We start from the raw sequence: 20,185 nt of genomic DNA on the forward strand, positions 1-20,185 counted from the left end.
AGTGACCACGCCGCCCAGGGGATGCCAACTGCCACACCCGATGCCGCCCTCTGGCAGGAGCTGGGCTGGCAGCCGAGCCCGGAGCAGCTGCAGCAGCTCCAGCAGCTTCAGGAGGAGCTGCGCACCTGGAACGGTCGTGTGAACCTCACGCGCCTGGTGGAGGGCGACGATTTCTGGATTGCCCAGGTGTTCGACAGCCTCTGGCCGCTGCAGCAACGGCTTCAAGAGCAGGCCGAGGCCCCGCTGCGCTGCATCGATGTGGGCACCGGCGGCGGTTTCCCGGGGCTGGCCATCGCCGTTGCCTTCCCCCAGGCGCAGCTCACCCTGGTGGATTCGGTAGGGCGCAAAACCCAGGCCGTTGAGGCCATGGCGGCAGCCCTGGGCTTGAGCGATCGGGTGCAACTGCGCTGCGAACGGGTGGAGCTCACGGGGCGCCACGGCCAATGCCGCGGCCAGTTCGACCTGGCCATGGCACGGGCGGTGGCAGCGGCACCGGTGGTAGCGGAATACCTGGTGCCGTTGCTGAAGCCGGCCGGCCAGGCCCTGCTCTATCGCGGCCAGTGGGGCGCTGCCGACCAACGCGAGCTTGAGCAGGCCCTGCAGTTGCTGCGGGCTGAGATCGTGCAGTGCGAGCAACGGGAGCTCCCCGCTGAACGGGGCCAACGCACCGCCCTGTTCGTAGCCGCCAGCGCCCCCTGCCCGAAGAGCTACCCGCGCGCCGTCGGGATGCCGAGCAAGTTTCCCCTTGGCCAGAGCGTCAGCGCCAACTGAGCCGGGATTAATCGTCCATCAGCCGGCGGGTGGCCTGACCGCCCACCCGTTGGCGCAAGGCCCGCAGCACAGGCGGAATCTGCTCCGCCCAGGGGCTGGCCGCCAAGGCCTGCAGCAGCTCCGCCTCGCTCACACCGTGATCGAGGGCATCGGCATTGGCACCGGGAAACCAATGGCTACCGGCGCCCAGCAGCCCATAGCGGGCTCTGGCGTAGCCCTCCAGGCCCCAGGCCTCCACGAGGTTGTGCAACCAGAGCAAGGTGGGCAGGTTGATCCCGCCAGGTGTGTCCTGCCAAGCCGGTAAGCCCTGCTGCCAACTCTCCAGCCACGCGTCGCCCAGGGCTTCGTGGCGGGCCTGCTCCAACCGCGCCACGATCGGGGGCAGCAGCTGGGCCGCCTGGGGCAGCAACGCCACGGCTTGCAGGTGCAGCTCCAAGTCTTCCGGGCGCGCTGCTCCCACGCTGATGGTGTGAATCCCCGGCGCGCTCAGGCAGAAGAGATCGTTGAACACGATCGGATGCAGGGGCGCACACAGCTCCAGCAGCTGCGGCGATGGGGTGTGCAGGTGGCCGCCTTTATCGGTCGGGCTGATCACGAATACGCCCATGTCCTGGGCGATGGCGGCCTCAATCGCGGGCCGGTTGTCCTGGCGAATGAAATACCAGTGGAGATTGATGTAATCGAAGGCGCCGCTGTTGATCGCCTCCAGGATCAGCGGCAATGGGCCATGGGTGGAAAAACCCACCGACCCCACGCGGCCCTCCGCCTGCCAGCGCCGCACCACCTCCAGGCACCCCCCGGGCCGAAGGGTTTGCTCCAAATGGTCAGAACGGTTCAGTCCATGAATGGCCAGCAGGTCGACGCGCTGCACAGCCAGACGCTCAAAACTGAGACGCAGCTCAGCTTCAAAGGCTTCCGGATCAGCCTGGGGCGGCACCTTGGTTTGCAGAATCCGGCCTGGATCCGGCACCTGCGGCAACAACCAGCCCAACTGCCGCTCGGAACTGCCGTAATGGCGCGCGGTTTCCACATGCCGGAAGCCGGCGGCTACCGCCGCCTCGAGGGTGGCGCGCAGGTTGGCCTGGCTCTCTGGACTGATCTGATCAGCCGGCAGATCGCTCCAGCTCTGCTGAAAGCGCATCCCCCCGAGCGACAACACGGGCATCGGCAGCTCCGTGCGGCCAAAGCGACGAACCGGCAGCATCAGGAGTTGGCCCGGGGCAAGGTCCGGCGGGGCCTGGCCGGTGTGGGCAGCCCCAGGGGTTGGAGCTCTTGGTTCAAGGTTTGCTCTTCCAGGGCGGGCAAGTCCTCGTAGCTCACCCAATGGATGCAATCCACCGGACAGGTGTCGATGGCCTCTTGGATGCGCTCCGTGCTGTCGCCGTCCTGGCGAATGGCACGGGAGCGGCCCCAGTCTTCTTCCACCAAAAAGGTATTGGCCGCCACATGGGTGCAGTAGCGGCAACCGATGCACACCGCTTCATCCACCCATACGGCTTTCTGGCGCAAGGCCCCACCGAGCACAGGCTCACGGCCCGTGGCCAGAGCCGCTGGCGCCGAAGCGGCCGCAAAGGCAACCGCAGGATCGACGCTCACACCCAGCGGGTCACCACCAGCTCGATCGACCCATCAGCCGTCTGATGCTGTTCACTCACCTGGAAGCCTTCGGCGCTGGAGGCCGCCAGGATGCTGCGCAGGGCATACCGCTGGGTGAGCTTCGCGAGGAATCGCTCCACGGGGATGGGCTGACGCCAGAGGTCGAGGTCGGTCACGAGCTCATAGCTGCCGTTGGCTTCGTTCCAGCGGAAGCCGATATCACCACCCTCTTCACCGAGAAGAGCCAGGTCAGCCTGCACAGTCTGGCCGCGATAGCCACGCACGGCTCGATCGCCCTCACGGGGGTCGTGACCGAGATCGCGCAGCGCGTCGATCAGGGCGGCGCGATCACGCAGTTCCGTTTTAACGGTGCTGAAGTGCGACATCAGGAGACCGATGAAGGAAGGGTCTGGGTCTGCTCGGGGGTTACCGCGGCCTGGGATGCCTGAAAGGCCTCCGAGGTGGCTTGGCGCTGTTGCACGCTGCCAAGCCGGGCTTCAATGCCCTCAGTGAGCTGCTCGCAGCCACTGCCCGCAATGCCTTCCACCAGCTCTTCAACCCGACCATCAGGTCGGATCCGAAAGCGGATGGTTTGCTGAGCCATTCCCGGGCAAGGGCGTGGGTCTGCGGATGCTAGCCGCGTTGCTCAGAATCTGGCGGGAGCTCAGCTCAGCAGGCCTTCGTTCACCAGGGTCTGCAAACGCTCCAGCACCAGGGGATCCTCCAGTTGCTCGAGGGCCAGACGGGCCTCATCCCGCACCGCGAGATCGGCGTCGTGCAGCATCGCCCCCAGCAGCGACTCCACCACCTCCAGCTGGCGCGGCTCCACCAGATCGCCATAGAGGCGCCCGAGCGACCAGGCGCTGTTGCTGCGCACCGCCGCTTCACTATCAATGCGCAGCGCCTGAAGCAGCTGCCCCGCAGCCTGATCCGCCTTAGCCAGGCCCGTGGAGCCGGCATCGGCCAGGGAACTCGCAGCCCAGAGGCGCACCGCCGCGATATCGCTCTGCAGCGCGCGGATCAGCGGGTTCATCACCGGCGCATCTGGATAACTGCTCAAGCTCCAGGCCACCGCCTTGCGCACATAGCCATTGCTGTCGTTCTGCAGCAACGCCAGCAGCGGGGTCACGGCCTGCAGATCCGGGTTGCGGCCGAGGGCATACACCGCGCTCATCCGCAGGATCGGGCAGCTGGCCTCCAGCAACGGCACAAGCAAAGCCGGCGCCCGGGGATCGCGGTGCTCGCAGAAGATGCGCAGCCCCTGCATCCGTTCATCGTGGCCGCCGCGTAGCAGCTCCAGGCCCAGGTCACACTCGGCCGCCACATCCGCCAAGGCCACAGCCGGGTCGTCGAGCTCATCGAGCGGATCGCCCAATAGCTCTTCAGCCAGTTCACGCGCGAGCAGTTCCGGGTCCAGCGCCAGATCGGCCGGACTCTGCGAAAACTCGGGGAACGGACCAGTCATGCCGGGGATCGTAAGGGCCGGGCCCGTCGTGGTCTGCTCAGCTGATGGGGGCCGGAGCGACCATGTCACCCGGCAACCAGATGCGTGCACTCACGGCAAACAGAGCCAGGCCAAACAGCAGCACGATCGCGGCTGGCAACAAGGTGGAACGCAGGAACTGCACGAATTAGAAAAGCGATCGAGCCATCATCCCTCCGCCGGCACGCGACCGGTGCCGCGGCGCAACAACAAGGCTCCGACCACCGCCATCACCAAACCGCCCCACCCCCAAAGCTGCAGCTTCAGCAGGAAGCCGCCGATTCCCAGCAGGGCGCCAAAGAGCAAGGCACAGCCAGCGATTAACAACAGCAAGAGGTCTGGGAGCGTCTCGTCTGCATGGACTGCCGTCCGCTGCCGCCATTGAGTCCAGCCGGGCCCCGGGGGGCGGACCTGGCGCACAAAGCGCTCGAGCACTTCCGGCGACTCCGGCGGAGTCGCAAACATCGCGAGCAGCCAGAGTGCCGCCGTCAGCAGCGTGGTCACCAAAAGACGTACCCCGTAGTCGTCGATCCTCAAGAGGGGCACCACAGAGGTGGAGAAGCCAATCAAGAAGCCGCCCAGTAGGGCCGCCAGCTCAGCGGCGGCATTGACGCGCCACCAGAACCAGCGCAAGACAAGAACGACCCCGGGCCCCGTCCCCATGGCAATCACCAAGCGGAAGACCGTGCCGATGCTGGTGCTCATCAAGGCGGTGATCACCCCAAAGACCACCAGCAGCACCGAAGCGAGCTGGCCGACCAGGAGCAACTCCTTCTCACTGGCCTTAGGCCGAATAAAGCGCTGGTAGAGGTCATGGGTTAGGTAGCTGGCTCCCCAGTTCACCGAGGTGCTGACAGTGCTCATGAAAGCCGCCACGAGGGAGACGACGACCAGCCCCAAGACCACGGGGGGAAGCAGTTGGACCGCCAACAGGGGGTAGCTCTGCTCCCAGTCGGTCTGATCCGGCAGTAGGGCCACTGCGGCCAGCGCCACAATGATCCAGGGCCAGCTGCGTAGGAGGTAGTTCACGGCCAGGAAGACCCAACCGGCGGTGCGAGCTTCGCGCTCATCGCGGGTCGCAAGCAAACGCTGAATGAATTCACCACCGCCATCGCTGCGGCGAAAGCTCCACCACTGCAAGGCCAAGTAAGAGCTGAAAGTGGCAATTGAAATCCCCGCGCCATCGAGCCACTGCAGACGCCCGCCCTCCACATGCCAGGGCACCAGAGACAAAAGCTCCGGACGGGACAGGCTGCGGATGCTCTCCAGCAGGGAATCCATGCCGCCAGCCTCATGGACCGCCGCCACAGAGACAGCGATCGCCCCCAGCAAAGCCAGTACCAGCTGAAGCATGTCCGTGACGACCACGGCCCAAAGGCCCCCAGCTGCGGTGTAGATCAAAACCAGCAGCGCAACGATGGCCAGCAGAGTGACCTTGGCCTGAGGAGTAGGCGCCAAACCCAGGGCCTCACTCACCTTGGCCATGGCCAAAAACGCATAACCCAGGCCAATGCAGTTGATCGGCAGGGCAAACAAAAAGGCCTTAACGCCCCGCAACCATGCGGCGGTAGGCCCTCCGTAACGCAATTCCGTCAGGGCTGCATCCGTGAGGACGCCGCTACGTCTCCAGAGCGGAGCGAACACCACAGCCATGGCGACGTGGGCCACACCGAAGCTCCACCACTCCCAGTTACCGGCGAGGCCGCGCACACCCACCAGACCAGCCACATAGAGGGGGGTGTCGATCGAGAAGGTGGTGGCCGCCATCGATGCCCCGGCCAGCCAACCCTTGAGCTGACGACCAGCAACGAAGTAGTCGGCCTCGGTGCGATTGCGGCGGGCCAGCCAGAGTCCAACGAAGAGACTCGCCACCAGATAGGCGATGACGATCGCCCAATCGATGCTGGTCATGGCCGCCCTTCACTGCTGGGCAGTCTCCCTCAGTTCACCGGCAACGCCTACGCGGGCTCTAGACTTCCCTCAAGGCGGCGCCTCAGCTGACCGCAGGCGGCATCGGCATCAAGCCCGCGACTGGCGCGCACACTCACGGCGACGTGCCGATCCTGCAGGGCCCGGCGGAATCCATCCACGGCCGCCGGGGTGGGGCGCTGAAATTCCTCTTCCTCAATCGGGTTGTAGGGAATCAGGTTCACGTGGCTCTGGAAGCCCCGCAGCAGCTGCGCCAGGGCTGCTGCATGGCGGGGTTGATCGTTGAGCCCGCCGAGGAGGATGTATTCGAAGCTCACCCGCCGGCCGGTGATCGCCACATAGCGGCGGCAATCCTCCAGCAAGGCCTCAATCGGATAGGCATGGGCGGTGGGGATGAGCTCTTCGCGCAGTCGCTGATCGGGAGCATGCAGGCTCACCGCCAGGGTGAACTGGGCCCTGCCGAGACGCTCCAGGGCCAGCTCCGCCAAACGCGGCAAGGTGCGCGGCACCCCCACGGTGCTCACGGTGATCTGGCGCTGCGCCATGCCCAGATCGGTGCAGAGGCACTGGATGGCATCGAGCACCGCCTCGATGTTGAGCAGCGGCTCCCCCATGCCCATGAACACCACGTGGCTGGGGCGCTGCTCCATCACCTCGCGCACGCTCAGCACCTGATCCACGATCTCGTGCACCGCCAGCGAGCGCTGCAGCCCCCCCTTGCCGGTGGCACAGAACCGACAGGCCATCGGGCAGCCCACCTGGCTGCTCACACAGACGGTGAGCCGGCCTTCGGCGGGAATCCCCACGGTTTCAATGCTCAGCCCGTCGTGGGTGCCGAGCAGCAGCTTGGTGGTGCCATCGCGGGCAACGCTGCGATGCAACTCGCGGGAGCGACCCATCCAGTCGAAGGCCCCGTCCGGCGGCTGGGCCGCCAGCTGCTCACGAAAACCTTTCGGCAACACCGACACATCGGCCAGCTGACGGGCTCCTTTGGCATAGAGCCAATCGTGCAGTTGGCGGCCGCGGAAGGCGGCCTGGCCGTGCTGCTTCGCCCAGTCCTCGAGGGCCGAAAGCCCCATGCCCAGCAGGGGCTGGCTCACCAGATCAACAAACCATGGCCCAGCTGGGCTTCCACCACCAGCAGGGCGATGAAGCCCAGCATCGCCATCCGGCCATTCAGCCGCTCGGTATGGGTGTGGAAGCCGTAGCGGGGCAGGCGCCGCTGGGGCACGAGCGTGGGCTGAATCATGGCCGGAGGTGGGATGGGCAGTGGGGTGATCGAGGGATCACTCGTCGGTGAGCAGACCCTCTTCCTGGAGACCCTGCATCGCCTCAGGATCAGCGATCAGCTCCTCTTCGAGACCTTCTTCCACCGTGGGGCGGGTGAAGGCAGCGGTGGTGCTGGCCGAAGCCTCGATGCCATGGCGGCTGCGGGTGGCTTCGAGATCCTCATCGGAGGGATCGTCAAGCAGGGCACCTGCACTACCGGGTGCAGGGGCAGCCGGCATGTCCACGGTGTAATCCGGGCGCAGGTTCTGCATGCGGCGGTAGTTCATCGCATCCTCATCGAGGATGTCGGGGTGGGGGCCTGCCTCGGCGCGCAGTTCCTCCTCGAAGCCGCTGAAGCCCGTACCAGCCGGGATCAGGCGACCGATGATCACGTTCTCCTTGAGACCCCGCAGCCAGTCGCTCTTGCCTTCGATGGCAGCTTCGGTGAGCACGCGGGTGGTCTCCTGGAAGGAGGCCGCGGAGATGAAGCTGTCGGTGTTGAGCGAGGCCTTGGTGATACCCAGCAGCACCGGGGTGAACTCAGCGGGAGCACCGCCGGTGATCGCCATGGCGCTGTTCACCTGCTCCACCTGACGCAGCTCAATCAGCTCACCGGGCAGCAGGGTGGTGTCACCCGCGTCCTCGATGCGCACCTTGCTGGTCATCTGGCGCACGATCACTTCGATGTGCTTGTCATCGATGGTGACGCCCTGCGACTTGTAGACGTTCTGCACTTCCTGAACCAAGCGGAATTGCAGCTTGGAGATGGCCTCCATCGCCGCCTCCAGGGTGGGCTTGCGGCTGCGCAGGTCTTCGAAGAAGCACTCGAGCAGCTCGTGGGGGTTGATCGGACCATCGGTGAGCAGTTCACCGGCGCTCACCTGCTGGCTATCGCTCACCATCACGTTCCGGCCCAGCAGGATCGGGTATTCGGTGATGGCGTCATCCCCTTCGATCACGGTGACGGACACGGAATCGTCGTCTTCGCCCTGCTTGATTTCCACGGTGCCGGCCTTGCGGCAGAGCACAGCGGATTCCCGCGGACGACGGGCTTCGAGCAGCTCCTCAATACGGGGCAGACCCTGCACGATGTCACCGGTCTTCTGGCGCTCAAACACCAGGAGAGCCAGGGAGTCGCCGCGCTGCACCAGTTCGCCGTCGCGCACGTGCAGCACTGAATCGGGCGACACCATGTAGGGGCGGCCCATGCGGATGGTGACGCTGTTGCCGGAGACCGACTCCACCTGACCGCAGCAGGGAGCTTCCACGCCCTTAGCCAGCAGATCGCCGTCCACCAGACGCTGACCCACTTCCACCTCAGGCTTGGCGGAGCCGAGGTCGATGCTGCGGGTGTCGCTGGCGCGCTCGACGATCAGGCGGCGGATGGGCTCGCCATCGACGGTCTCAGGCAGGGCCAGCACACCGTCTTCCTTGCAGAGGATCTGAGTGGTGGCGACCACATCACCAGCCTTCACGCTGTCGCCGTCGTTGACGGAGAGCTCGGTGTGGGTGGAACCGTGGCTGGCGTCGGAGAGGGTGTCACGGCGCACCAGCAGGCTCTCAAGGATCACCAGCTGCAGACGATCGATCGTCTTGGCGCGCTTGTCGGGCACCGACTCCACATCCACCGTCATCTGGGGGGTGGTGTCGTGGGTCTCGAGGATCAGCTGCGTCTTGAGCAGCTCAACACCTTCAACGCTCTTGATCAGCTCGCCGTCCTTGAAGGCGAGGCGCTGGGTGGCCTTGAGGCCGAGGCTGGGGCCGTTCTTCTGCACAACGCTGCCCTGCTCAGGCAGGTGGGCCTCATCGGGAATGCGGTATTCCTCCACCGGGCGCAGCAACAGCGCGCCACCCTCAGCGGTGTCGACAGCCTCGACGAACACCATCGCCTCAGCCTTGAGACCTTTGGCGATCTCTTCGCCGGGGTTCACCATCTTGCCGTCGCTGTAGCGGCTAATCGCCTTGGCGTCGGAGACGTGGTGCAGCTGACCGGAGCGCACGATGATCTCGCGCAGGATGTCGTTCTTCTGCGTGACCGTGACGATGCCGGCGGTCTGGCTGAAGATGTCCTTCACCACCTCGGTGCCGGCCTCAATCCACTGGCCGTCCTCGATCATCAACAGGGAGATGTCCTTGTTGATCTCGTGGGTTTCCTGCGGGATCCAGAGCAGGGTGCCGCCCTTGCTCACCTCGTAGCCGTTCTTGGCGCTGCGGGCCTTCTTGATGGCCAGGCCGGGCGCGAACTTCACGATACCGCCGGTCTGGGTGCGGAAGCGATCGTCGGCGAGTTCAGCAATCACCTCACCGTTGGCGATCTTGGTGCCGGGGTGGGTGTTGAGGCGGTAGCGAATGCTGTCCTTGCCCTCGAGGTGCCAGAGCTCACCGGAGTGGGTGGATTCACCCACGAGCTTGCAATCCTTGAGGGTGAGGCTGGTGGTGACGATCTGCACCTCGCGGGAATCACCGGCGCTTTCGCGCAGGCGCACCGCACCGCCGTACTCGCTCACCAGGCGGCTCTCGGCCAGCACTTCACCGGTGGTGACAGCTTTATTGCCGCTCACCACAGGCTGGGCGTTGGGGGGCAGGTTGTACACGTCGCCGCTGTACACCCACATCCGACCCAAACGCTGGGCCTTGAGGGTGATGTTGCCCTGGCGGTCGGTGACCTCCTTGGGCTGAATCACGTCCTCGAAACGCACCTGACCGGCCAGGTCGCAGATCACGTCTTTGGTGGCCTTCTCCACGCTCTTCTTCACGGCGGCGCCGGAAGAGATCTGGGCCAACATCACGTCGGCAGGGGTTTCGGCGCCGGCCTCCACAAACAGGATCGAGCCGGAGGTGATGGCGAGCTTCTGGGCCTTGCCGCTGCCGCTGGGCTTCACGGTGAGGTTGAAGTCGGTCTCGGCGATCTGGGCTTCCACACCGTGGGGGGTGCGGTAAGGACGCACGCGGGCCTTGCTGTCGAATTCGATCGTGCCAGCCACGAGGGAGCGCACCACACCTGTTTCGGCGGTGGACACACCACCGGTGTGGAACGTCCGCATGGTGAGCTGGGTACCGGGCTCACCGATCGACTGGGCGGCCACGATGCCGACGGCCTCGCCGAGGTCGACCAGTTCGTTGTGGGCCAGGGCCCAGCCATAGCACTTGCGGCACACCGAACGGGCGGCTTCGCAGGTGAGGGGCGAGCGCACCACCACGGTCTTCACACCAGCCGCTTCGATGCGGGCGGTGGTGGGGGCGTCGATTTCGCCGTCGCGATCCACGATCACGGTGCCGTCGCCATCGAGCACGGGCTCAGCGGCCAGACGGCCCACGAGCTTGGCGGCGTAACGGCCCTTGTCATCGGCGTCGATGGGGATGCCGCGGGTCGTGCCGCAGTCGTCCTCGCGCACGATCACGTCCTGGGCCACGTCCACCAGACGGCGGGTGAGGTAACCCGAGTCGGCGGTGCGGAGGGCGGTATCCACCAGACCCTTACGGGCGCCGTAGGAGGAGATCACGTATTCGGTGACCGTCAGACCCTCACGGAAGTTGGTGCGGATCGGAAGGTCGATGATTTCGCCCTGGGGGTTGGCCATCAGGCCGCGCATGCCCACCAGCTGACGCACCTGGGACATGTTGCCCCGGGCGCCGGAGTTGGCCATCATCCACACCGAGTTGAGCGGATCGTTCTCGTTGAAGTTCTTCTTGACTTCTTCAACCAGACGCTCGTTGGTCTCGGTCCAGGTGTCGATCACCTTGGTGTGACGTTCCACCTCGGTGATTTCACCGAGGCGATAACGCTCTTCGGTGTCGGTGATCTGCTGCTCCGCCTCTTCGAGCAGACGGGCCTTTTCACCGGGGATCCGCAGGTCATCCACGGAGATCGACACGGCCGCCTGGGTGGCGTAATGGAAGCCCAGATCCTTCAGTTCATCCGCCAGGGAGGCGGTGGAAGCGGTGCCGTGGTTCTTGTAGGCCCACGCCATCAGGTTCCGCAGCTGCTTCTTATCGATGGTGCGATTGCGGAACACCGGAACGGCCTTGCTCAGGGGAGCGGAGGCTCCGAGCACGGGTGCCGGAGCTTCGGCTGCGGCCTTCTTGCTGGACTTCTTGGTTTTCTTGGAGGGAGTGGCGGTCATGGCTGCGCGCGAAGAGGAATAAGGAAGGGGGAAAACGTCCGGGATCTCAGGCGGCGGCCACCGCGTCGATGATCGTGCTGTTCATCACCACACGGCCGACGGTGGTGAGTAGGTAGCGGCTGATCAGAGCGCCGTCTTCATCCAAACGATCGCGGCGATAGTTCCACTGCTCGATGCGGGTGCCATCGCTCAGGGTTTCTTCCTTGATGGGCTCCTTGGCTTCGTCTTCGCTATCCACTTCACCGTTGAAGCGCACCCACACCCAGTCGTGCATGGTGAGGTGCTTCTCATCGAAGGCCGCAAGCACGTCGCGCAGACCAGCAAAGGTGCGGCTGCGATCACCGAACTCAGGCTTCACGCCGTCGGGCTGGACAGCGGTGAGGTAGTAGGAACCGAGCACCATGTCCTGGGAGGGGGTGATGATCGGTTCGCCCGTGGCGGGCGAGAGGATGTTGTTGCTGGCGAGCATCAGCATGCGGGCCTCGGTCTGGGCCTCAATCGCCAGGGGCACGTGCACAGCCATCTGGTCACCGTCGAAGTCGGCGTTGAAGGCGGGGCAGACCAGCGGGTGCAGCTGAATGGCGCGGCCATCCACCAACTTGGGCTCGAACGCCTGAATGCCGAGGCGGTGCAGCGTCGGAGCACGGTTCAGCAGGATCGGGTGACCTTCGATCACCTCCTGCAGCACCTGCATCACCTCATCATCGGCGCGCTGAATCAGCTTCTTGGCGGCCTTGATGTTGTTAACGATGTTCTGGCGGATCAGGCGATGGATCACGAACGGCTGGAACAGCTCGATCGCCATCTCCTTGGGCAGACCGCACTGATGCATCTTCAGCTTCGGACCCACCACGATCACGGAACGACCGGAGTAATCGACGCGCTTACCGAGCAGGTTCTGACGGAAGCGACCCTGCTTGCCCTCAATGATGTCGCTCAGTGACTTGAGCGGGCGGTTGTTGGCGCCCACCACGGTGCGGCCGCGGCGACCGTTGTCGATCAGGGCGTCAACGGCCTCCTGCAGCATCCGCTTCTCGTTGCGGACGATGATTTCGGGGGCCAGGATCTCCTGCAGACGCGCCAACCGGTTGTTCCGGTTGATCACACGGCGATAGAGATCGTTGAGGTCGGAGGTGGCGAAACGGCCGCCATCGAGCTGCACCATCGGGCGCAGATCGGGCGGGATCACCGGGATCACATCCAGCACCATCCACTCAGGACGGGCGCTGGTGGCGATGAAGTTATCGATCACGCGCAGGCGCTTGATCAACTTGGCGCGCTTCTGGCCCTTGGAGCCGGCGATCTCCTCGCGCAGCTGCTCAGCCACCACGGGCAGATCGAGATCCTCCAGCAGTTGCTTCAGTGCTTCAGCACCGATACCCACGGTGGGCTCGTTCTCGATCTCCGAGTCTTCGGCGTAGATCTCATCTTCAATCTCCAGCCACTCGTCTTCGGTGAGCAGCTGCTTGTAGGTGAGGTCTTTGTGGTCGCCCGCATCGAGCACCACATAGCAGTTGAAGTAAACGATCTGCTCCACATCCCGCAGGGGCATGTCGAGCAGGATCGCCACATAGCTGGGGATGCCCTTCAGGTACCAAACGTGCGACACGGGGGCCGCCAGCTTGATGAAGCCCATGCGGTGACGCCGCACCCGGCTCTCCGTGACCTCCACGCCGCAGCGCTCGCACACGATGCCGCGGTGCCGCACCCGCTTGTACTTACCGCAATGGCACTCCCAGTCTTTGGAAGGGCCAAAGATCTTTTCGCAGAACAAGCCGTCCATTTCCGGCTTGAGCGTGCGGTAGTTGATGGTTTCGGGCTTGGTCACCTCGCCCACCACCTGACCATTGGGCAGCGTGCGCTGCCCCCACTGCATCACCCGCTCCGGCGAAGCAAGGGTGATCTTGACGTAGTCGAAGTGGTTCTCGGTGCGGAGATTGCTGTTGGTCATGGCCGTGTAGCGCGCGGAGGTCGGAGGAAACGGAAGGGATCAGACGGTCACCCGCTGGGGTGGTCCGGATCGATCAGCAATCAGTCGTCGTCGTAATCCGCGACGCCGAGGGATTCGTAGGTGGGCCGGTTGGGGGTGCTGCGGCGGGGGTTGATGTCCTGCATCAGGTCCACTTCCTCGCCAGCGTCGGTGTAGACCGCGATGTCGAGACCCAGCGACTGCAGCTCGCGCATCAGCACCTTGAACGACTCGGGGGTGCCGGGGCGGGGGATGGGCTTGCCCTTCACGATCGCGTTGAGCGCTTCGTTGCGGCCCTGCATGTCGTCGGACTTGACGGTGAGCAGTTCCTGCAGGGTGTAAGCGGCGCCGTAGGCCTCGAGAGCCCACACCTCCATCTCACCCAAACGCTGGCCGCCCTGCTGGGCCTTACCACCGAGGGGCTGCTGGGTCACCAGCGAGTAAGGACCGGTGGAACGGGCGTGGATCTTGTCGTCCACCAAGTGCACCAGCTTGAGGATGTGGGCGTAGCCCACCGTGACCGGCTGGTCGAAGGCTTCGCCGGTGCGGCCATCGATCAGCTGGATCTTGCCGGGGTTCTCCGGGTCGTACACCCAGTCCTTCCCGGGCTGCGACTTGGCCGCCTCCAGGTAGGCCTGAACGGTGTTCTTGGAGGTTTCGGGGCCGTGCATTTCATCGAACGGCACCACCTTCACCCGGCAATCCAGGTGCGAAGCGGCCCAGCCCATCAGGCACTCGAACACCTGACCCACGTTCATGCGGCTCGGCACACCCAGGGGGTTGAGCACGATGTCGATGGGGCTGCCGTCGGGCAGGTAGGGCATGTCTTCCAGGGGAAGAATGCGGCTGATGATGCCCTTGTTGCCGTGGCGGCCGGCCATCTTGTCGCCCACCTGGATCTTGCGGCGCTGCGCCACATAGACCCGCACCACCATGTTCGCGCCGGGCGGCAGCTCATCACCCTGTTCACGGGTGTAGATGCGCACGTCAACGACGCGGCCGCGCTCGGTGCTGGGCACCCGCAGGGAGTTGTCGCGCACATCGCGGGCCTTCTCACCGAAGATCGCGCGCAGCAGCTTCTCCTCCGGGGGCTGGTCGGATTCACCCTTGGGAGTCACCTTGCCCACCAGGATGTCGCCGCTTTCCACGTAGGCGCCCACGCGGATGATGCCCATCTCATCGAGGTTGCCCAGGCTCTCCTCGGCAACGTTGGGAATCTCGCGGGTGATCTCTTCAGGGCCGAGCTTGGTCTGACGGGCTTCGATCTCGTACTTCTCGATGTGCACCGAGGTGTAGAGGTCGTCGCGCACCAGGCGCTCAGACACCAGGATCGCGTCCTCGTAGTTGTAGCCCTCCCAGGGCATGTAGGCGATCAGCACGTTCTGACCGAGGGCGATTTCGCCGCCCTCACAGGCCGAACCATTCGCCAGCACCTGACCAGCGATCACCGGGTCGCCGAGCTTCACGATCGGGCGGTGGTTCAGGCAGGTGTCCTGGTTGGAGCGCTGGTACTTCTGCAGGTAGTGGGTGTGGTCGTTGCCCTCTTCATCGCGGATCACGATGGCGGTGGCATCCACGTAAGCCACCGTGCCGTTCACGGTGGTGATCGGCACCATGCCGGAGTCGCGGGCCACCTGGGTTTCCAGGCCGGTGCCCACCAGCGGACGCTCGGGGCGCAGCAGCGGCACAGCCTGGCGCTGCATGTTCGAGCCCATCAGGGCGCGGTTGGCGTCGTCGTGCTCGAGGAAGGGGATCAGCGAGGTGGCCACGGAGATCACCTGCACCGGTGAGAGCTGCACGTAATCCACCTGCTCAGGCGGCACGGTCTCGAAGTCTTGGCGATAGCGCACCGGCACCAGATCGGCCTTGATGCGGCCATCGGCATCGGTGGCCACATCGCCGGGGGCGACGCGGCACTCGTCTTCGAGATCGGCGGAGAGGTAGAGGGGATCGCCTTGCTTAAGAACGATGCCGTTCTCCACCTTCCAGAAGGGGGTCTCGATGAAGCCGTACTCGTTCACGCGGGCGTGGGTCGCCAGCGAACCGATCAGACCGGCGTTCGGACCTTCCGGGGTCTCGATCGGGCAGATGCGGCCGTAGTGAGAGGGGTGGATGTCGCGCACGGCGAAGCCGGCGCGCTCACGGGTGAGACCACCTGGGCCCAGGGCGCTGATGCGGCGCTTGTGGGTGAGCTCAGCCAGGGGGTTGGTCTGATCCATGAACTGGCTCAGCTGGCTGGAGCCGAAGAACTCCTTGATCGCCGCCACCAGGGGCTTGGGGTTCACCAGCTGGGCCGGGGTGAGGCTCTCGGTCTCACCAACGGTCATGCGCTCCTTGATGATCCGCTCGAGGCGGTTCAGGCCCACGCGCACCTGGTTCTGCAGCAGTTCGCCCACGGAGCGAACGCGGCGGTTGCCGAGGTGGTCGATGTCATCGAGGGTGGCGCCGCCCACATCGAGCTCGAGGTTGATCAGGTAATCGATCGTGCTCAGCACGTCCTCAGGGGTGAGGGTGCGGGTGGCGTCGGGGATGGTGAGACGCAGCTTTTTGTTGATCTTGTAGCGACCAACGCGGCCCAGGTCGTAACGCTTGGGATCGAAGAAACGGCTGTGCAGCAGGGTCTGACCACCGCTCACTGAGGGCGGTTCACCCGGACGCAGCTTCTTGTAGAGCTCCAGCAGGGCCTGGTCTTCCGAGGCAATGCCTTCGTCGTTGGCGGCCTCGATCGACTTCTGGTAGTACTCGGGGTGCCGCAGCTTGTCGAGCACGTCGTTGTCCGACAGGCCGATGGCCCGCATCAACACGTGGGCGTTGATCTTGCGGGTCTTATCGACGCGAACGTGCAGCAGATCGTTCTTGTCGGTTTCGAACTTCAGCCAGGCGCCGCGGTTGGGGATCAGGCTGGCGTTGAAGGTCTTGCGGCCGTTCTTGTCCTGCTCGTCTTTGAAATAAACGCCGGGTGAACGCACGATCTGGTTCACGATCACGCGCTCAGCGCCGTTGATGATGAACGTGCCGCGCTCGGTCATCAGGGGCAGTTCCCCGATGAACACTTCCTGCTCCTTGATCTCGCCGGTCTCCTTGTTGACCAGGCGGCAAGTCACATACATCTGGGAGGCGAAGGTCGCGTCACGACGCTTGGCCTCTTCCACATCGTGGCGGGGGCGCTTCAGGCGGTACTCGCTACCGATGAAGTGCAGCTCAAGTTTGCCGGTGTAATCGGTGATCGGCGAGAAGCTCTCCAGCTCCTCGATCAGGCCCTTCTCCAGAAACCATTTGAAGCTCGCGCGCTGTACCTCCACCAGATCGGGCAGGTAAGTGGCGGTCTTGGCGACCTGGATCGCGCTGCTCATGCGGGGAACCTGCAGGAACGGGTTGGACGGAACGACGGGGCCTGGGGCAAGAAGACCTCAGGGGCTGAAGCGGGGGAGAGACGGTGCGGCGCGCAGGCGCAGCAGACGACCCATGAATGGCGCAGCAGACGACAGAGCCAGCCGCTCCGCGAGGGAGTGGCTGGCCCGCCGGCAGACCTATTCAGCTCGCTTCAACCCAGGAGGTAACGACAACTCGCACCGGAAAGACGACAGCACCACGGAAATGGGCAGGCCCACCAGAACTCTGGTGAGCGCTTTCGGGCTGCAGAGGGCTCGGATAAACCACAACCCGCTGCCAGGCCAATGAAACATCATACATTGTGAAGGCCAGCCCCAAAGAGGGCGCAGGCATTGCTGGTGCTCTGACGCGCGACCGCCTGCAGCGATTCACCGCGCAGCTCAGCCACCCGCTGAGCCACCGCCGCCACAAAGGCTGGCTCATTGCGCTTGCCGCGCCTCGGTACTGGCGCCAGGAACGGGCAATCGGTTTCCACCAGATAGCGATCCGCCGGCACTTGCTGAGCGCAGGCATGGGTATCGGTGGCCTTCGGAAAGGTGACGTTGCCGCTGAAGCTGATGAAGAGCCCCAGCGCCAGGAAGCCCTCCATCTCCTCAGGCGTGCCGCTCCAGCAATGCATCACGCCGCGAGGGCAGGCACCGCGGCCGGCGCGCTCCCGCAGCTCCGTGAGCATTGGCTCTGCCGCATCACGGCAATGAATGATCACCGGCAGATCCAGCTCCACGGCGAGATCGAGCTGGGGCCGCAGCATCGTCAGCTGGTGATCCAGGTTTTTGTCGCGGAACAGATCCAGGCCCAGCTCACCGATGGCCACCACTCGGGGGTCATCGAGCGCAGCAGCTTTCAAGACAGCCAGCGTATCGCTCTGCCAGTGCTCAGGATCGAGCGGATGCACGCCCACGGCGTAGCGCAGCTCCGGAAAACGATCCGCCAAGGCCCGGATCGCCGGGATCTCGGAAGGCTCCACACATGCGTGAAGGAGGCGACCCACGCCGGCATCTCGCCAGCGTTGGGCCACCTCCTCCAGGTCTTCATCGAAGTTTCGGAAGACAATGTGGCAGTGACTGTCGATTAGGGGAGCATCAAGGCTCTCAAGGGCGACAGCCGCGGCCATGGGATGAAGGGATCAGGCGAACCCGAACCCTAGACAAATCCCCGGGGTGATCTTCAGGCCTGAGCAGCGGGCTCAACGGCCTTCTTCACGGCAGCGCTGAGACGCGACTTCTGGTGGGCACCGTTGTTGCGGTGCAGCACACCCACCTTTACAGCCTTATCGATCTTGCTGAACGCAGCGCTCATGGTGGTTTGCACGGCCTGCTTGGCCGCATCACCGGGCTCCTGGCTGTAGGCCACGCAGGCGGCGAAGCAGCGCTTCATCAGGGTGCGCACCGCAGACTTGTAGGTGCGGTTGTGCAGGCGATTGCGCTCGGCGATCAGAACGCGCTTCTTCGACGACTTGTTATTGGCCACAGGCTGAACTGCACTGGCACGGCAAACGAAGACTCTACCCCCAGGCCCGACCAGCCCTCGCCGCCTGGGCCACTAGCTTGATCCAAGAACGCCCGACGCCATGAGCGCCACCGCTGTCAGCGCCGCCGCCCCAACCACCCCTGGCGACCTCGCACCGCTGCAGATCGAGCTGCTGCATGACGCCCAGGCCGCCGGTGACCGCCTCGAGGCCATCGCGGAGCGCACCGGCGGCGGCCAAAGCCGAGAGGCCGCGGAACGGGTCGACGCGATCCTTGAGCAGGTGCGCACGCAGGGTGACGCCGCCCTGATGGAGCTCACCGAACGCTTCGATGGTGTGCGGCCGGATCCGTTGCGGGTGCCGGCCGAGGAGCTGGCGGCGGCCTGGGCCGCCACCCCCACGGCGCTGCAGGAGGCCCTGCAGTTGGCGCACCGCCGCATCGTGGATTTCCATCAGCGCCAGAAACCCGCTGACCTCAACGTGACCGGGGTGCATGGCGAGCGGCTGGGCCGCCGCTGGCGCCCGGTGGAGCGGGCCGGCCTCTATGTGCCCGGCGGCCGTGCCAGCTACCCGAGCACGGTGTTGATGAATGCCGTGCCGGCGCGGGTGGCCGGCGTGCAGCGGCTGGTGATGGTCACCCCACCGGGCCCGGATGGTCGTGTGAATCAGACCGTGCTGGCCGCCGCCCATCTGGCCGGCATCGAGGAGATCTATCGCGTGGGCGGCGCCCAAGCGATCGCAGCCCTCGCCTACGGCACCGAATCCATTCCCCGGGTGGATGTGATCACCGGCCCGGGCAACCTCTACGTGACCCTGGCCAAAAAAGCGGTATACGGCCGCGTCTCGATCGATTCGCTGGCGGGCCCCAGCGAAGTGCTGGTGATCGCCGACCACACCGCCAACGCCGAGCACGTGGCCGCCGATCTGCTGGCCCAGGCCGAGCACGATCCCCTGGCCGCCGCCATCCTGCTCACCACCAGCGCTGAGCTGGCCGCCGCCGTACCCGCCGCAATCGAAGCGCAGCTAGCGGGCCACCCACGCGCCGCGATCACGCGCCAGGCCCTCAACGACTGGGGCCTGATCGTGGTGTGCGACAGCCTGGATCAGGCAGCACGCCTAAGCGATCGCTTCGCACCCGAGCACCTCGAATTGCAGGTGGAGCGCCCCGAGCCCCTGGCCGACCAGATCCAGCACGCCGGTGCCATCTTCATGGGGGCCTGGACCCCGGAAGCGGTGGGCGACTACCTGGCCGGCCCCAACCACACCCTGCCCACCTCAGGCACCGCCCGCTTCGCCGGCGCCCTCTGTGTGGAAACCTTCCTGCGCCACACCAGCTTGATTCAGTTCAACCGCCAGGCCCTGGAAGCCACCGGCTCAGCCGTGTCCACCCTCGCTGACAGCGAGGGGCTGCACAGCCATGGCGAGTCGGTGCGCCGCCGGCTGGCTTAGCGCTTCACCAGGTCGCGCACACCGGCGACACCGTCGTTGATTTCGCCTACCAGCACCTGGTCGGTGATGTTCACGAACAGGCCGTTCTCCAGCACGCCTGGGAGGTTGTTGATGTCGCGCTCGAGGCCCACCGGATCGGTGATGCCACCGGCGAATTTCACATCCAGCACGAGATTGCCCTGATCGGTCACCACCGGCCCGGCCTTCTTCACCGCCATGCGCAGCTGGGCATCGCCGCCCATCCCCTTGAGTTGGGCCTGCACCTGACGCCAGGCACCGGGCAGCACCTCCACCGGCAGCAGGAAGCCCAGGTTGAGGGTGTCGACCAGCTTGGTGGAATCAACCACCACCACAAAGCGTTCAGCGCGGACGGCCACCAGCTTTTCCTGCACGTGGCAGGCACCGCCGCCCTTGATCAGCTGAAAGGAGGGATCCACCTCATCAGCGCCATCGATGGCCAGATCAATGCGATCCACGGCGTTGAGGCTCTGCAGGGGGATGCCCAGCTCAGCCGCCAGCACTTCGCCCTGGAAGGAGGTGGTCACCCCCACGATGTCGGTGAGTTCACCGCTCTTGAGCTTGGCGCCCAGGGCCTGAATCATCAGGGCTGCCGTGGAGCCGGAGCCGAGGCCCACCACCATGCCGCTGCGAATCTGTTCAGTGGCCGCTGCCGCCACGGCCTGTTTCATCTGATCTTGAAGATCCGCCATCACGCCGTTTTCTCTGAGGCGTGA

At 65.1% G+C, this 20,185-nt stretch carries 17 protein-coding genes; 2 read left to right on the plus strand and 15 right to left on the minus strand.

Annotated elements, in window-relative coordinates; genetic code table 11:
- Positions 1 to 21 precede the first annotated feature (21 nt).
- On the plus strand, positions 22 to 771 hold the full coding sequence (rsmG, locus tag CB0101_RS06995) for a 16S rRNA (guanine(527)-N(7))-methyltransferase RsmG (RefSeq protein ID WP_010311011.1): 750 nt from the start codon (positions 22 to 24) through the stop codon (positions 769 to 771).
- A gap of 7 nt (positions 772 to 778) precedes the next feature.
- Here the strand turns inward: rsmG and CB0101_RS07000 are convergent, their stop codons facing one another.
- From CB0101_RS07000 to rpsT, 14 genes are all read right to left on the minus strand, one after another.
- On the minus strand, positions 779 to 1,975 hold the full coding sequence (locus CB0101_RS07000) for an aldo/keto reductase (protein ID WP_010311013.1): 1,197 nt from the start codon (positions 1,973 to 1,975) through the stop codon (positions 779 to 781).
- A complete protein-coding gene (locus CB0101_RS07005; RefSeq protein ID WP_010311015.1) occupies positions 1,975 to 2,367 on the minus strand; it encodes a ferredoxin in 393 nt (130 codons plus the stop codon). The genes CB0101_RS07000 and CB0101_RS07005 overlap by 1 nt, the downstream gene beginning before the upstream one ends.
- Positions 2,364 to 2,753: a DUF1257 domain-containing protein gene (locus CB0101_RS07010; protein WP_010311017.1), complete on the minus strand. Its 390-nt coding sequence runs from the start codon at positions 2,751 to 2,753 to the stop codon at positions 2,364 to 2,366. The genes CB0101_RS07005 and CB0101_RS07010 overlap by 4 nt, the downstream gene beginning before the upstream one ends.
- A complete protein-coding gene (locus tag CB0101_RS07015; protein ID WP_010311020.1) occupies positions 2,753 to 2,971 on the minus strand; it encodes a DUF2997 domain-containing protein in 219 nt (72 codons plus the stop codon). Before CB0101_RS07015 ends, CB0101_RS07010 begins: the two co-directional genes overlap by 1 nt.
- 60 nt (positions 2,972 to 3,031) lie before the next feature.
- Positions 3,032 to 3,832 (minus strand): HEAT repeat domain-containing protein, encoded by an 801-nt coding sequence (locus CB0101_RS07020; protein WP_010311022.1) that lies wholly within the window; start codon positions 3,830 to 3,832, stop codon positions 3,032 to 3,034.
- A gap of 37 nt (positions 3,833 to 3,869) precedes the next feature.
- Entirely contained in the window at positions 3,870 to 3,995 is a 126-nt protein-coding gene (locus CB0101_RS15755) for a hypothetical protein (RefSeq protein WP_010311027.1), read from the minus strand.
- 23 nt (positions 3,996 to 4,018) lie between these two features.
- A complete protein-coding gene (locus CB0101_RS07025) occupies positions 4,019 to 5,761 on the minus strand; it encodes a sodium:solute symporter family protein (protein ID WP_010311030.1) in 1,743 nt (580 codons plus the stop codon).
- A gap of 47 nt (positions 5,762 to 5,808) precedes the next feature.
- On the minus strand, positions 5,809 to 6,879 hold the full coding sequence (rlmN, locus tag CB0101_RS07030) for a 23S rRNA (adenine(2503)-C(2))-methyltransferase RlmN (RefSeq protein ID WP_010311036.1): 1,071 nt from the start codon (positions 6,877 to 6,879) through the stop codon (positions 5,809 to 5,811).
- Complete coding sequence (locus CB0101_RS07035; protein WP_010311038.1) at positions 6,876 to 7,028, minus strand: chlorophyll a/b-binding protein; 153 nt, start codon at positions 7,026 to 7,028, stop codon at positions 6,876 to 6,878. The genes rlmN and CB0101_RS07035 overlap by 4 nt, the downstream gene beginning before the upstream one ends.
- Positions 7,029 to 7,065: 37 nt before the next feature.
- Entirely contained in the window at positions 7,066 to 11,172 is a 4,107-nt protein-coding gene (locus tag CB0101_RS07040) for a DNA-directed RNA polymerase subunit beta' (protein ID WP_010311041.1), read from the minus strand.
- A 46-nt stretch (positions 11,173 to 11,218) separates the two neighbouring features.
- Positions 11,219 to 13,123 carry a DNA-directed RNA polymerase subunit gamma gene (locus CB0101_RS07045; protein WP_136644025.1) on the minus strand — a complete coding sequence of 635 codons (1,905 nt, stop codon included), beginning with the start codon at positions 13,121 to 13,123 and terminating at the stop codon, positions 11,219 to 11,221.
- Between the two features lie 80 nt (positions 13,124 to 13,203).
- Positions 13,204 to 16,494, minus strand: coding sequence for a DNA-directed RNA polymerase subunit beta (gene rpoB / locus CB0101_RS07050; RefSeq protein ID WP_010311052.1), 3,291 nt, complete (start codon positions 16,492 to 16,494; stop codon positions 13,204 to 13,206).
- Positions 16,495 to 16,826: 332 nt separating this feature from the next.
- Positions 16,827 to 17,648, minus strand: a complete 822-nt coding sequence (locus CB0101_RS07055) for a TatD family hydrolase (protein WP_010311054.1) — start codon at positions 17,646 to 17,648, stop codon at positions 16,827 to 16,829.
- A gap of 53 nt (positions 17,649 to 17,701) precedes the next feature.
- Complete coding sequence (gene rpsT, locus CB0101_RS07060; RefSeq protein ID WP_010311056.1) at positions 17,702 to 18,004, minus strand: 30S ribosomal protein S20; 303 nt, start codon at positions 18,002 to 18,004, stop codon at positions 17,702 to 17,704.
- Between the two features lie 100 nt (positions 18,005 to 18,104).
- Here rpsT and hisD point away from each other — a divergent pair, with 100 nt between their 5' ends.
- Positions 18,105 to 19,451 (plus strand): histidinol dehydrogenase, encoded by a 1,347-nt coding sequence (gene hisD / locus CB0101_RS07065; RefSeq protein WP_010311058.1) that lies wholly within the window; start codon positions 18,105 to 18,107, stop codon positions 19,449 to 19,451.
- Here hisD and rpiA read toward each other — a convergent pair.
- A complete protein-coding gene (rpiA, locus tag CB0101_RS07070) occupies positions 19,448 to 20,161 on the minus strand; it encodes a ribose-5-phosphate isomerase RpiA (RefSeq protein WP_010311062.1) in 714 nt (237 codons plus the stop codon). The genes hisD and rpiA overlap by 4 nt on opposite strands.
- Positions 20,162 to 20,185: the final 24 nt, after the last annotated feature.

This window comes from Synechococcus sp. CB0101 (assembly GCF_000179235.2).
GTDB lineage: Bacteria > Cyanobacteriota > Cyanobacteriia > PCC-6307 > Cyanobiaceae > Vulcanococcus.